The organism is Paenibacillus humicus NBRC 102415 (genome assembly GCF_004000905.1).
Classification (GTDB): domain Bacteria; phylum Bacillota; class Bacilli; order Paenibacillales; family Paenibacillaceae; genus Paenibacillus_O; species Paenibacillus_O humicus.
Genome location: NZ_BIMD01000004.1, coordinates 35,060 through 48,557, shown reverse-complemented (window position 1 = coordinate 48,557; position 13,498 = coordinate 35,060). Strand labels below are relative to the sequence as shown.

General features: G+C 56.8%; 13 protein-coding genes. 3 read left to right on the top strand and 10 right to left on the bottom strand.

Annotated elements, in window-relative coordinates; translation table 11 throughout:
- Window positions 1-11: 11 nt before the first annotated feature.
- From PHU01S_RS04315 to PHU01S_RS04295, 5 genes are all read right to left on the bottom strand, one after another.
- Entirely contained in the window at window positions 12-896 is an 885-nt protein-coding gene (locus tag PHU01S_RS04315; protein WP_049867780.1) for an ROK family protein, read from the bottom strand.
- Between the two features lie 15 nt (window positions 897-911).
- On the bottom strand, window positions 912-2,381 hold the full coding sequence (locus PHU01S_RS04310) for a glycoside hydrolase family 32 protein (protein ID WP_127506346.1): 1,470 nt from the start codon (window positions 2,379-2,381) through the stop codon (window positions 912-914).
- A gap of 79 nt (window positions 2,382-2,460) precedes the next feature.
- Window positions 2,461-4,050: an ABC transporter substrate-binding protein gene (locus PHU01S_RS04305; protein WP_127506344.1), complete on the bottom strand. Its 1,590-nt coding sequence runs from the start codon at window positions 4,048-4,050 to the stop codon at window positions 2,461-2,463.
- 57 nt (window positions 4,051-4,107) lie between these two features.
- Window positions 4,108-4,989 carry a carbohydrate ABC transporter permease gene (locus PHU01S_RS04300; protein ID WP_049867783.1) on the bottom strand — a complete coding sequence of 294 codons (882 nt, stop codon included), beginning with the start codon at window positions 4,987-4,989 and terminating at the stop codon, window positions 4,108-4,110.
- Between the two features lie 19 nt (window positions 4,990-5,008).
- Complete coding sequence (locus PHU01S_RS04295) at window positions 5,009-5,914, bottom strand: ABC transporter permease (protein ID WP_049867784.1); 906 nt, start codon at window positions 5,912-5,914, stop codon at window positions 5,009-5,011.
- Between the two features lie 500 nt (window positions 5,915-6,414).
- On the opposite strand from PHU01S_RS04295, the gene PHU01S_RS04290 reads away from it, so the two are divergent.
- Complete coding sequence (locus PHU01S_RS04290; RefSeq protein ID WP_127506342.1) at window positions 6,415-7,476, top strand: LacI family DNA-binding transcriptional regulator; 1,062 nt, start codon at window positions 6,415-6,417, stop codon at window positions 7,474-7,476.
- Between the two features lie 60 nt (window positions 7,477-7,536).
- Here the strand turns inward: PHU01S_RS04290 and PHU01S_RS04285 are convergent, their stop codons facing one another.
- A complete protein-coding gene (locus tag PHU01S_RS04285; protein WP_127506340.1) occupies window positions 7,537-8,457 on the bottom strand; it encodes a DMT family transporter in 921 nt (306 codons plus the stop codon).
- A 331-nt stretch (window positions 8,458-8,788) separates the two neighbouring features.
- Between PHU01S_RS04285 and PHU01S_RS04280 the strand changes: the two genes are divergently transcribed.
- Both PHU01S_RS04280 and PHU01S_RS04275 read left to right on the top strand, forming a co-directional pair.
- Window positions 8,789-9,424: a DUF1796 family putative cysteine peptidase gene (locus PHU01S_RS04280; protein ID WP_127506338.1), complete on the top strand. Its 636-nt coding sequence runs from the start codon at window positions 8,789-8,791 to the stop codon at window positions 9,422-9,424.
- Between the two features lie 230 nt (window positions 9,425-9,654).
- Window positions 9,655-10,017, top strand: coding sequence for a hypothetical protein (locus tag PHU01S_RS04275; protein ID WP_049867787.1), 363 nt, complete (start codon window positions 9,655-9,657; stop codon window positions 10,015-10,017).
- A 107-nt stretch (window positions 10,018-10,124) separates the two neighbouring features.
- On the opposite strand, the gene PHU01S_RS04270 is transcribed toward PHU01S_RS04275, so the two are convergent.
- Genes PHU01S_RS04270 through PHU01S_RS04255 form a run of 4 tightly spaced genes read right to left on the bottom strand, consistent with a single transcriptional unit; the run spans window position 10,125 to window position 13,493 of the window.
- Window positions 10,125-10,826: an N-acetylmannosamine-6-phosphate 2-epimerase gene (locus PHU01S_RS04270; protein WP_127506336.1), complete on the bottom strand. Its 702-nt coding sequence runs from the start codon at window positions 10,824-10,826 to the stop codon at window positions 10,125-10,127.
- A gap of 1 nt (window position 10,827) precedes the next feature.
- Window positions 10,828-11,745 (bottom strand): dihydrodipicolinate synthase family protein, encoded by a 918-nt coding sequence (locus PHU01S_RS04265; RefSeq protein WP_246029143.1) that lies wholly within the window; start codon window positions 11,743-11,745, stop codon window positions 10,828-10,830.
- 15 nt (window positions 11,746-11,760) lie between these two features.
- On the bottom strand, window positions 11,761-12,657 hold the full coding sequence (locus PHU01S_RS04260) for an ROK family protein (RefSeq protein WP_127506334.1): 897 nt from the start codon (window positions 12,655-12,657) through the stop codon (window positions 11,761-11,763).
- The gene (locus tag PHU01S_RS04255; protein WP_048743772.1) at window positions 12,654-13,493 is read right to left on the bottom strand and encodes a carbohydrate ABC transporter permease; all 840 of its coding nucleotides are present in this window, start codon (window positions 13,491-13,493) and stop codon (window positions 12,654-12,656) included. Before PHU01S_RS04255 ends, PHU01S_RS04260 begins: the two co-directional genes overlap by 4 nt.
- Between the last annotated feature and the right edge of the window lie 5 nt (window positions 13,494-13,498).

Sequence of the window (13,498 nt, the reverse complement as noted above, 5' to 3'; positions counted from 1 at the left end):
TATTCGTCACGTCAGCCTTGGCTGTCCCTCCAAGCCCTCAACCCGAGCGCCAGCGCCCCGCTTAATCCCGAACGGCCGTCAAGCCCTGGAAGCACGACATACGCGTCCAGACCTTCCGCAAGCTCGTCCGCCTTTACGTATCCGTTCAGATTGCGGCGGACCTCTTCCCTGATCATCGGCAGCAGCTGCGGCTGCTGCATGACGCCTCCTCCAAGAATGACCTTCGCTGGCGACAGCATCAAAATCACGTTCGCGACTGCCTGGCCGAGATAGAACGCCTCGAATGTCCATGCCTCGTGCTCTGACGGAAGCACACTCCCCTTGACCTGCCAGCGGGCTTCCAGTGCCGGGCCGGCAGCCATCCCCTCCAGGCAGTCGCCATGGAAGGGACAGATGCCGCGGAACCCGTCCTTGGGATGCCTGCGCGTCAGCACATGTCCTCCTTCAGGATGAAGCAGCCCGTGAACCAGCCTGCCTTCGTAATAAACGCCGACTCCGATACCGGTTCCGACCGTAATATATACGCAGCTGCCCAGACCTGAAGCCGCTCCCCAAGATGCTTCGCCAAGCGCCGCTGCGTTGACATCCGTATCCCAGCCGATCGGAACCCCGAACTCCCGCTTCATCGTCCCCAGGAAATCGAACCCGGACCACCCTGTCTTGGGCGTCGCGGTCACGAACCCGTAATCTGGCCGGTCCGGATGGACGCCGATCGGCCCGAACGAGCCGATCCCGATCGCCTCCGCATCCCGGCTGCGGAAATAAGCCATCGCCTGTTCCACGGTCCGCTCGGGATCCCCCGTCGGGAAGCTGATGCTGTCCAGGATATCTCCGTCCTCATTGCCGATGCCGCACACAAACTTGGTTCCTCCTGCTTCAATCGCTCCGATTCTCATGCCTGTCCGCCTCCTTCAACTGCCCAGCGCCAGTCTGTACAGCTCGAGCGAAAGAAGCTTGACCCGATCTTCGCTGCCGAACAGGATGAGTCCCAGCGACTCGGGATCCGGGAAGATCAGCTCGGTCATGACGGCCCGTCCGCCGCATGCGAACACTTCGACCGAAGATCGGTCCACGAGAATACGAAGCTTCATCCGTCCACCGTCCGCCTTCGCCGCCATGGCGTGCCTGCCAGCAAAATCGACATGGAAATCGCCCACTCCGGATCGTGTCCGATCCACGAACAATTCCCCGCTCTGCGGACTGAAACCTACTCGCGTCTCTTCCTCCGCCGACATCCTTATGCTGATGCCGTACTCTCCGGCGCCGGCTTCCGCCTCGAACTCGGCCACCATCTCGAAGCTGTCCAGCCCGAATCCGCTCAGCTTGCTCTGGGCTTCCTTCCATTCCGGCTCCAGAAGAGACAGCAGCGGCTGCCGCGCCGACTCCAGCTCACGGACCGGCCGCTGCACGAGGACGGCGTCGCCTTCCGAGTAGTCAAGCGCGAGCTCTCGGGGAATCGTCATGGCGCTCCTCCAGCCTTCGGTCGGCGTCTGGTTGGCATAACGCCAATTGCTCATCCAGCCGATGCAGACCGTACGGCCATCCGTCTCCGGAATGCCGGACCACGTGACCGCCGCATAATTGTCCCGGCCGTGATCCAGCCAGCGAACGGTATTCGATGCTTCATCGGGCGTGAACGCGAACCCGTCGAAGGAGCCCATGAAATACTGGATCCGCGATCCCTCCACGATGCCGGGATCGTTGCCGATGCTGACGAGCATCGCCCAGACGCGCTTCTGCGGATCGCCGTCCACAGCAAGCGGGAACAAGTCCGGACATTCCCAGACACCGTCGTGGGAGCCGATTCCTTGGCCGAACTCGCTCGCAAACGTCCAATCGATGAGGTTAACCGAGCGGTAGATCGTCACCGTTTGACCGGAGGCGAGAATCATGATCCAGCAGCCTTCATGCCGGAATACTTTCGGATCCCGAAAATCGGCATGGCTTTCATGGGAAAGGACGGGATTGCCAGCGTACTTGATCCATGTCGCTCCCTCGTCCAAGCTGTACGCCAGGCTCTGTCTCTGCCTGGCTGCACCCGTGACCGGATGCTCGTCATGATGCGTGAAGATCGCGACGAGCCCCTCCCCGCCGCCAAAGAAGCCCGATGTATCATATCGGTCGACAACGGCGCTGCCGGAAAAGATCATGCCGTGCTCGTCGGGAGCCAGCGCGATAGGACGATGCTCCCACCGGATCAGATCCTTGCTGACCGCATGGCCCCAGTGCATCGGACCCCAGGTCGTACCGCGGGGATGATGCTGGTAGAACAGATGATAGGCGCCGCGATAATAGACCATTCCGTTCGGATCGTTCATCCAGCCGGCTGGCGGAGTGAAATGGTATTCGGGTCGAAAAGCCGTGTTGGATATAGGGTTCATCGTAACTCTCCTTTTATGCCATTCAAATGTCATGAGTGCTGTCCTGCTGCTGAAGTCCTGAAGCTGCAGCCGTTCGGCTTCAGCCCGCGGCCGCGTTGCGGTCATAGCCTTCCTGCTTGATTCTCAGCCAGTCCTGCAGACCAAGCCGGTCGAGCTCCTTGAGATAGGAAGCCCATTCCTGATCGGCCTTGCCGTTCTGGATCCATTCCGTGCGCATCCGCAGCACATAGGGCTTCAAATCGGCCTCGATGGCGGACAGACGGTCGAGATCCTCCATCGAGTAGAACACTTTCGGATAGATGTTCTTGGCCTTCATGTCCGGCACGTAAATCTTCTTGAGGATGTCCAGTCTCCATGCCGCGTCATCCGGCTTCGTCGTGACGGTGCCGTAATACGAATCTAGAATCGCCAGCGGTCCGCCTACGCTTGTCTTCCCTCTCAGCTCCCCTGGAGCCGCACCGTTCAGCGGCAGATGCTTGAGCATTTTATTGGCTTCGTCGAATTCAAAGATGTTCTGCTGCTTGTCGTCGCCGTACGTTCCCCAGTTGTCCTGAACCGACTGCAGCGGATCGTACAGCTGGTCCATCCACTTGGCCGTCGCCTCCAGATTCTTGTTCGCCTTCGTGACGACCATGCGGCCCCGATCGAATCCCATGCCGTTCGTGCGGGTAACGTTCTTCGTGCCGTCCGGGCCGGCCAGAGCCGGCATCGGCTCGAACTTGCTGTCCATGCCGGTCACGTTGGCCTTGTCCCAAGTGAAGTATAGGCCATAGACATCTTCCTTGCCCTTGGCGATATACGTGTTCCAATCTTGAGTGACGAACTCGTTGTCAATGACTCCGGCAGCATACAGCTCATGGATATAGTCGACGGCTTTCTTGAAGCCTTCTTCCGCGGGACCGAAGCTGATCTTGCCTTCGTCGCTCACGAGCGTATAGTCCCAGTTGATTCCTCCCCCGAACGATCCGAACAGAAACGCGAGATCCTCATTGCCCCCATCGGAGTTGATGAAGGAAAGCGGAATCTCGTCGGCCTTCCCATTGCCGTTGGGATCCTTCGTCTTGAAGGCGATGAGCACCTGCTTCAGCTCTTCGGTCGTTGTCGGCATTTGAAGTCCCAGCTTGTCGAGCCAAGCTATGTTGATCCAAGGAATGTTGTTGACGGAATGGATGCTTTCCTTGCCCGATCCCAGCTCTTCGATCCAGGGAAGAGAGTAGATATGCCCGTCCGGAGCCGTCATCATCGCCTTGTACTGGGGAGCCTTCTCCAGCACCGCGTTCAGGTTCGGCATCTGCTTAACGAGATCGTCGAGCGGGATGATCGTGCCGTCCTTGGCCAGCTTCAGCAGCTCGTAGTCGCCCAGACCCGCATCGAAAATCGCGTCGGGAAGGTCGCCTGTCGCCAGCGCCAGATTCCGCTTCTCGGCGAAGACGTCGCTTGTATAGTTGGTCCACTTGATATGGATGCCCGTCTTTTCCTCCAGCCGCTTGAAGATGAGCTTGTCGTTGGGATTTTCCGGAGCGAGCACGGAGCTCTGGGTCATGAACTTCAAGGTCGTGGCGGAATCTCCCGATCCATCCGGTCCTGCGTCGTTTCCGCTGCATCCGGCTGCGGCGAGCAGCAGTGCCGCGCCGGAAAAGCAGACCGCCGTTTTTTTCATTTTTTTCATTTGATACCCCTCCTATGATGGTTGATCTTATAGACAGTGCCCAGACTGCCGCCCTCCTTACTTCAAAGATCCTACCATGACGCCCTTCTCGAAGTATTTCTGGAAAAAGGGATACATGATCAGCAGCGGAAGGCTGGAAATGACGATGGAAGCATACTTGATGATTTCGGACAGGCGCTTGAGCTCCGCTGCCTGGGCGCGGTCCGTCAGCATCTCGGGGCTGACCTGATTCTGGATCAGAATCGAACGCAGCACGAGCTGCAGCGGATACAGCTTGGTATTCTCCAGATAGATCATAGCGTCGAAAAAGGAGTTCCACTGGCCGACGAAGGCGTACAAGGCCAGAACGAACATGATCGGCTTGGACAGCGGCAGGACGATGTTCAGGAAGATGGTCAGTTCCGAGGCTCCGTCGACCTTGGCCGCCTCGCTCAGCTCCCTTGGTATCCCCTTGAAGAAAGTTCTCGCCAGAATGATGTTCCACACGTTGACGGCGCCGGGAATGAGGATCGCCCATACCGTGTCGAGCATGCCGAGCTGCTTGATGACGAGGAAGGTCGGGATGAGCCCTCCCCCGAAAAACATCGTAAACACAAACGCCGTCATGAAAAACTTGCGGCCGGCAAAGCTGTCGATCGACAGCGGGAACCCCGCGCATACCGATACCGCCACTGTGATCAGCGCGAACGCGCCTGAATAGAACAGAGCGTTGAGGAAGCCGCGCACCATGGCTTTATTGGAGAGAATCAGCTTGTAGCCCTCGACGCTGTAATCCTTCAAATGAAACGATATGCCCTTGTTCAAGAGGGCGGTCGGTTCCATGAAGGAGGCGACGGCCACATAGATGAGCGGAACAAGGACGACAAGGACGATGCAAGCCAAGAGCAGGCGATTGACGGCAAGAATGAACCGGTCCATGGCGGTCGGCTTGATATTCATAGGGCAGCTCCTTTCTTATTTAGTAGAGGCCTTCTCCTTCGTTGAGCTTCTTCACGACAAAGTTAACCAAGATCAGCAGGATGACGTTGATGATGGAGTTGAACAAGCCGATGGCGGCGGAGTAGGAGTAATCGCCTGATTTCAAGCCGACCTTGTACACATAGGTAGGCAGAATTTCCGATGTGGGAAGATTGAGAGCCGTCTGCATCAGGAACGCCTTTTCAAAGCCGATGGCCATGATTCCTCCCGCAGAGAGAATGAACACGATCGCCATGACCGGCTTGATCGTGGGCAGATCGATGCTGCGTATTCTCTGCAGCAGGTTGGCTCCGTCGATCGTGGCTGCGTTGTGCAGCTCCGGGTCTACTCCGGCCAAGGCAGCCACATAAATGATGGAAGACCATCCCGCCGCCTGCCAGATTCCGGACACGATATAGACCGTACGGAAATAACCGGGATCGGACATGAAGTTGACCGGGTGGCCGGTGAATAGAAGGATCAGCTTGTTGATCGGTCCTGTCGGGGACAGGAAGATGAAGACCATCCCGACGATGACAACGACAGAGATGAAGTTGGGGGCGTAAAGCATCAGCTGCACGTTCTTCTTCACGCCTTGCCTCCGCAGCTGGTTCAGCATTAGAGCAAGGATGATCGGAACCGGAAAGCCGAACGCCAGTCCGTACAGGCTGAGCTTGAGCGTGTTCATGAAAATGGCTTCGAAGTTCGGGGCATTCAAAAATTTCTCGAAGTACTTGAAGCCCACCCAATCGCTCCCCCATATTCCCTTGCTATAGCTGAAATCCTTGAAAGCAATGATCACCCCGTACATGGGAATGTACTTGAAGATGACCGTTAGGATAAAGGCGGGCGCCATGAGCCAATAAAGGAAATGATTTTGCTTGATGGATGACATGGCTCGGTTCATTCTCCCTTGCCTGCTCGGCACGACAGCTTCTTCATATCCATTCGGTACTAAATCCAATTGTTGACCCCCATTCATCTTCTTTACATTTGCACAAATATGTAAAGGCTTTCATTTGATTTTACTCTTACAATTTAGCAATTAACTGTCGATAATGTCAACTGTTTTTGTAAAAAATTTCGGAAGCAAAACAGTGCAAAATTCCAAAAATGATCTAGAATCTGGCCAAAAAGGGCTGTCTCAACCGTTTTCAAGCTTCTTCCTATCCGTCTCATCCTTTTTCCCACTCCCATCTCCATATAAAATAATCATCAAATGTAAAGCAAACAGCACCATATGTAACGGAATAAAACGGCTCAAAATTCATGTAATTATTGTACATTTGTAATGTATCACTTGACATTTTGGTCAATCGACGATAAATTGAATGTAACCAGGACAGCTTCCAGGATTGAAATCAGGATAGACGGGGATATTGACTCATTCGAGGTGAATCGGCGGACATGCCAAAAGACAAAGTGACCATTCAGGATATAGCGGACGCGGTTGGCGTATCCCGCAATACCGCCTCCAAGGCTCTGAACGGCAACGAAAGCATTCCCGAAGCGACGCGCAACAAAATCGTCAAAAAAGCGGCTGAACTCAAGTACAAGCAGTTCGCTTTCGTGGATACGGATGCTTTTGCCCGAAAATCAGGCAACATCGCGCTTTTCACGGCCAATATGCCGACCAATTCCCATTTCGGCTCCCTTCTGCTGAGCGGATTGGAGAAGAAGATCAGCGCCGAGGGATTCAATCTCTCGTTTCATATTGTGAGGGACTCCGATACGGCTTCCCTCACCCTTCCCAACAACTTCGAGCCGGGCAAAGCCGACGGAATCGTCTGCATCGAAATGTTCGACAAAGCTTACAGCGAGATGATCTGCTCCCTCGGCATTCCGGTTATTTTCATCGATGCCTCTTCGGAGATCCTGTTCTCCGAGCTTCAAGCGGACGTCATCCTGATGGAGAACGAGCACAGCGTCTACTCCATCGCGAGCAGGCTGATCGCCTCGGGCCACAGCCGCCTCGGCTTCGTCGGGGATTATAACCATTGCAAGAGCTTCAACGAGCGATGGACCGGCTTCAATCGGGCGTTGGCCGATGCCGGTCTTCCACTGGACCGTTCGGCATGCATCGTGGAGAACGACCGGCATTTCGGCGAAGCCCGCTGGATCGAGGATCAGTTGGACCGGATGGAGCGTCTGCCTTCCGCATTCGTATGCGCCAACGATTTCATTGCCGTCGGCCTGCTCCGCGCGCTCAAGAACAAAAACATCCGCATTCCAGAGGATGTGCTCGTCGTCGGATTCGACGACGCCCAGGAATCGAGGATCGTCGAGCCCCAGCTGACGACAGTCCACATCTACAACACCGACATGGGGTTCGTCACGGCGGAAATGCTGCTCTCCCGGATCCACAACCCGGCGAAGCCTTTTATGGTCACGCATGTCAAAACCGATCCCGTCTACCGGGAATCGACAGGCAGCCTCCAACGGAACGATGCTGCCGCCGCTCTCCGCTGAACCGCAGGCAAACAAAAAAAGCAGGCACCTTTTCTCAGGTGCCTGCTTTTTCTGTTTGCCTCACGACGGAGCCTGCTTGACGAGAGACATCAGCGTCACAGTGCCCACGACGCAGAGCGTGCCCGCCCACTCCCAGAGGCCGAAATGAACGCCAAGCCAGATGACCGAGATGGCCGTTGCGGTGAGCGGCTCGATGCAGGCGAACAAACTGGTCTCCGAAGCGGAAATATATTTGGTGCTCTCCAAATACCAGATGAAGGCGAATATCGTTCCGAACAGGATGACGACAACAAGTGCTGCGAACGATGATGCCGACCAGCTTCCTTGAAATTCCCAAGGGGGATGATAAAAAGCGAGGCAGCCTCCCCCGATCACCATGCCCCACCCGACGACGATCAGCGAGCCCCAGCTCAGCAGCAGGCGGCCCGGCTGCAGCGTATAAAAGGCCAGCGCGACAGCGGAAGCCAGTCCCCACCCTATCGCAGGAGCGGATACGGACAGGCTCGTCACGTTTCCTCCCGTTACGAGGAGGAAGGTTCCGCCCATGGCAAGGAGAACTCCTGCTTGCAGAACCCGCCCCGGAAACCTTCTGGCTCTGATGGCCGAGAAGCATAGGATCAGCACCGGAGCGGTATACTGGATCACCGTTGCCGTCGCCGCGTTGCCGTGATGGATGGACGCGAAAAATGTATATTGGACGGCAAGCATGCCCAGAATTCCGAACAGGATGATGGATGCCGCATCCTTCCCGGTCTTCCATATCCCCCACACCTGCCCCCGATTTTTACGATACGCGATTCCCAGCATGATCAAGCCGGCTGTCAGCATCCGGACGACGGTAAGCCATTCCACCTCGAAGCCTTGCTTCTGGAACAAATATTGCGCCATCGTACCCGATATTCGCCAGAGGGAAGCCCCAGCCAAAGCCAGGGCGATGCCTTTTGTCCGGGCAGGATAAGCAGACTTGGTTATTGCATTCATTCGAAACCTCCATGCCGAATCCAGTCGATTGCGCTTCGCATATCTGCGTTGTCTGCTCCCGCTTTCTGGTATTCGATCAGACGAATCCTTGTGCACTCCATTCTCCCGATGAATGATAGGCAGCCTTATCGAATGAACAACTCCTCCACACGCGCTCAGGCGACATCTTGCCGGTTCATAACCGCTTCACTCTACTATATTCGGCGAATCAGGCCTAGGGAAAGAGTCTCCGGGACAAAAGCATATTTCCCCCTTCCCCGACAGCTTGCCCGGCCCGGCTCTATCGGTCTTGCATTTACTATACGAGAGGGAAAAACGGGAGGGATGGAAAGTGCTTACATTATCCGACCTGGGAGGATCGTATGACGCGATCTACAGCCTTGGCCACAACTGCTTGCCAGGCGTGCAGATGACCCGTTCGGGCCTTCGGCTTTACTCCGGTCCGATCGATTGGATGGGCTCGCCTCATCTGTCCGGCGTATCGAGAGCTTTGCAGGAACGCTTCGCCCACTTCATGGAGCTCGAAAACATGAGCATTGTCGGGATCGACCCCAATGCCGGCTGTTATCTCGTCAAGGATCAAGCTTATGGAATCGTCTCCAATCACGACTTTCCTGCGATCCATCCGGATACGCCGTACGCCCTGCTTCCTTATCCGGAGTTCAGGGCCAAGATGAAGCGGCGCACCGAAAGAATGCTGCATAAAATCGGCACAGCCGAAAGGATGCTGTTCATCCGGACGGAAGGAAGTTACCCGGAGCTGTACGAGCATCAGCAGGTGCTGAGCAAAATGGTCCGAGGCAAGTTCAACATTCTCTACGTGCAACATGGACCGGCGGCCGGAATCGAGGAGCTTGGCTGGCGGATTCCCCATGTATGCGCCCTGCATATTCCTCAGGTCGCCGATCTCTTCCATGACAACGATGTCTACTGGAGGCAGATTCTTTCCGGCATAAGCCATCGTTGAAAAGGATGCGGCTGATAGCTCGCTGCACCCGGCTTGGCAAGATGACAGATTTCAATCACTCTCTCGACAGCAGGCGAATGCTGTCAAAGTTCCATCTTCATCCGCAATCTTTGTTCATTAGCTATGGCATTATTTAGAAGAAATGGTATTCTGAATCTAGCAACGCGATAGTTCTCGCTCCATGCATCAAGCAAATTCAAGTTTATTAATGCGAGGCTCAGGAGGATCAAATGAGAGGTAAAATTCTGCTGCTAACGACCCTGATCGTTGTCATACTAGGATTGACAGCAGCCTATTTCATGCTCACAAATGTAATGAATCCTAATTCCATCGCAATAACCAGTACCCGAATTGAAGAGGAAACGATTTTGTTGAAGGGAACATTCATGGATAGTGCCTTAAATTATAGCGGATACAGCAAGACCTGCCATGAAAATAAATTAGTTCTAACAATAAAGGGGAGCCTCATTAAATGGCCCCACTCTAGCGGCGAATTTGAAATCCATATTAAAAACACCTGTGGCGTTCATGAAATATACCTCCAGGGATCGGATCCCAACTCGATCAAATTGATTTACAAATCGGATCATTAATTGATGGCGGCGCTATTGTCCCTATCAAAAATCAAAACCCTTAGAGTCTTTGAAACAAAAATCCTCAACATGCAAAAAAGCCGGTCCCCAATCGGGACCGGCTTTGCCTATTTCAGCTGCATGCTAGCCTTGCCGCCCGCTGCCGAGAGAAAACGCTCCGTAATTCCCTTCGGCCGCGTAATGGCCCCTCCTACGACGACCGCTGCCGCCCCGAGCTCCAGGCAGCGGCTGAACATTTCCGGCGTCAGCACATTGCCCTCGGCGACGACCGGAATCGCGGCTGTCTCTACGACATCACGCAGAAACCGGAAGTCGTCATCGTACAGATGCCGTCCCGAAGTGCCAGGCGTGTAGCCGTGCAGAGTCGTGGACACGCAGTCGAAGCCGAGCCGCTGTGCCTCGGCCGCCTCCTCCAGCGTCGAGATGTCGGCCATCAGCTGCACGGAAGAGTTGACGCTGCGGCAGTAACCGACCAGTCCGCTCAGCGTCTCGCCGCCCGGACGCGGGCGCGACGTGGCATCCAGCGCGATCATCTCGCAGCCTGATTCCAGCAGCTCGTCGATCTCCCGCCTCGTAGCCGTAATGAACACATCGCTGCCCGCATAGTCGCGCTTCACGATGCCGATGACCGGCAGGCCGACCTCGCTTTTGATGGCGAGAATATCGGGCTTGGTATTCGCCCGGATGCCTGCCGCTCCACCCTGCTCCGCCGCCAGCGCCATCTTGGCCATGATGAACGGGCTGTGCAGCGGCTCCAGCTCCAACGCTTGGCAGGAGACGACCAGACCGCCTCTGATCCGCTCCAGCATATCAGTATTTCCCCGGAAATGCCGCGTACTCGGCGACGGCCGCCTCGATGTCCCGATTGAGAGCCTTCAAGGAATCGCCGTCTGCAGCGCTTACCGGCAGGAGTGGCAGCCGCGGCGAGCCCGTCTCGATGCCGCGCAGCGACAGAATCGCCTTGCAGGCACCGTACAGGGACGGATAATTCAGCAGCTGCGAGATGACCGAGTTGATTCGGACTTGAAGCGCCTGCGCCTCCTTCATCCTTCCTTCGTCCGCGAGCTTGCAGAGCGCTGCGAAGAGCTCCGGCATGACGCCGTAGGTGCCGCCGATGCCGCCGTCCGCCCCCATCATCCGGCCGGCCAGGAACTGCTCGTCGGGACCGTTGAAAACGAGGAAGTCTTCCCCGCCCGCCGCCTTCAGCTGCTGCAGTCCATAAGTGCTCTCTCCGGACATCTTGACGCCGATGACCTTGTCCTGCTTGGCCAGCTTGGCGCATAGGGAAGCGGACAAGCTGAAGCCGGTCGTCTGCGGAATGTTGTAGATGATGAACGGCAGCGAGGCCGCATCGATCATCTGCTGCCAATGGTTCTCCACCGCGGCTTCGGACAGCCGGTAGTAGATCGACGGCACCGCCGAAATCGCATCGGCGCCGCAGGCTTCGGCATGACGGGACAGCTCCACGCTGTCCGCCGTGGAATTGGCTCCTACATGCACGATGATTTTGAGCTCGCCGCGCACTTCCTCCAGAACCGCCTCCAGCATCGCCTTGCGCTCCTCGACGCTCTGGAGAATTCCTTCTCCCGAGCTGCCGCCGACATAGAGGCCGGCAAGGCCTTTGCCGACATAATAGCGAGCCAGCTTGGCCGCGCGCCCGGGACTTACGGCGCCCGCTTCGTCATAAGCCGAGTACAAGGCGACATACATCCCTTGGAACTTTGACACATTGCTTTTCCTCATCTAGATCATCTCCGTCTCTTTCGTATAGTAAGCATGAACGGCTCCATACAGCGCCGCCCTGTTGCCAAGCTCGGCGACGGCCAGCTCGGCGGGAGCGAACCCGGCAGGCAGGCAGCTCCGCACATGAGGGCCGATTCTCCACAGCAACTCTTCGCCTTGGGCAGACACGCCGCCGCCGATCAGCACCTTGAGCGGGTCGAACAGCAGCATCAGTTCCGCGATTCCGCGCGCCACCTCTGCGGCCCATTCGTCGATCAGCGCTCCGCATGCGGCGTCGCCGGATCGGGCGGCTGCGAACAGCTCCGGGCCGGAGCCTTTGAAGCCGGGCCATTGCGCAGCCGCGCGGTTCAGCAGAGCCGAAGTCGACGCCCGCTGCTCGTACGTCGTGCCGGCATCCTTGTCATAGAGCGAATGGCCGATTTCTCCGGCTCGGAAGCGAGGCCCGGCCATGACGGCTCCTTCTGTGAACAGCGCGCCGCCGATGCCGGTGCCGAGCGTGATGCAGGCAAAATGCGGGCAGCCGCGCGCCGCGCCCTTCCACCATTCGCCCAGCGCGGCGGCGTTGACATCGTTCATGACCGAGACCGGGAGGCCGAACCGGCGGCCGAGAGCGCTTTTCCAATTCGTGCCCCGGTACTCTGGAATCGTCCCTCCGGCGTAGAGAATCTCCCCGCTGCCGGGATCGACGACTCCCGCGGTGCTGACCCCGATTCCCGCTATGCCGGGATGCCTGGCCAGCAGCGATTCCATGATGGAAGCAGCCGCTTCCGGTATGGCGATGTTCGCCCGTCCCTGCGGCGTGGCGGCGCGGCCGTCGAAAACGATGTCCGCCGAGCCGTCCAGGACGGCGAACTTGATGTCGGTTCCTCCCACGTCGAGAGCGGCGAACAGCCTCATTCCTTCACCGCTCCAATCGAGATTCCGCGGGTGAAGTATCGTTGGAACAGGATGAAGATAAGCAGCATCGGGATCGCGGCGACCGTGGCGCCCGCCATCTTGTAGGCGAAGTTCGGATTGAGATCCTGCATCAGCGTCGCGATTCCGACCATAAGCGTTTTGCTCTCCTTGTTCTGGCCGATGACCAGCTGCCACAGATAGTCGTTCCATACCTGAACGAAGTTCAGGATGAACAGCGCTCCGATGCCGGGCTTGACGATCGGCAGCATGATTTGCAAGAATGTTCTGACTTCTCCGGCCCCGTCAATCCTTGCCGCTTCCCTCAGCGCATCCGGCGCCGTGTCGAAAAATCCTTTGAGAAGGAAGACGCCGAAAGCCGTCGCCACGTTGGGCCAGATCATGCCGTACACGCTGTTGACGAGACCCAGATCCTGGGAGATCCGGAACAGAGGCACGATCATCACTTCCTTCGGAATCATCAGGCTGGAGATGAAGACGATAAAGAAGACGCTGCGCCCCTTGAACCGAAGCTTGGAAAAGGCGTAGGCCGCCATGGAGCTCGTGACGATGAGCAGCGCCGTCGACAATCCGGCCACGTACAAGCTGTTCAGCGTCCAGCGCAGAGCCGGCTGATTGGTGAACACATCGGCGTAGTTGGACCAGGTAAACGTGCGCGGCCACCAGTCCGGCGGCATCTTGATGACATCGGAGCTGTTCTTGACCGAGCTGCTGAACAGCCAGTACAGCGGGAACAGATTCAGCAGGGCGAAGAGAAGCACGACCGTGTTGCTGGCGATATCGAATGATTCCCGTTTCTTTGCTTTTTCTTGCCGCATAGCCA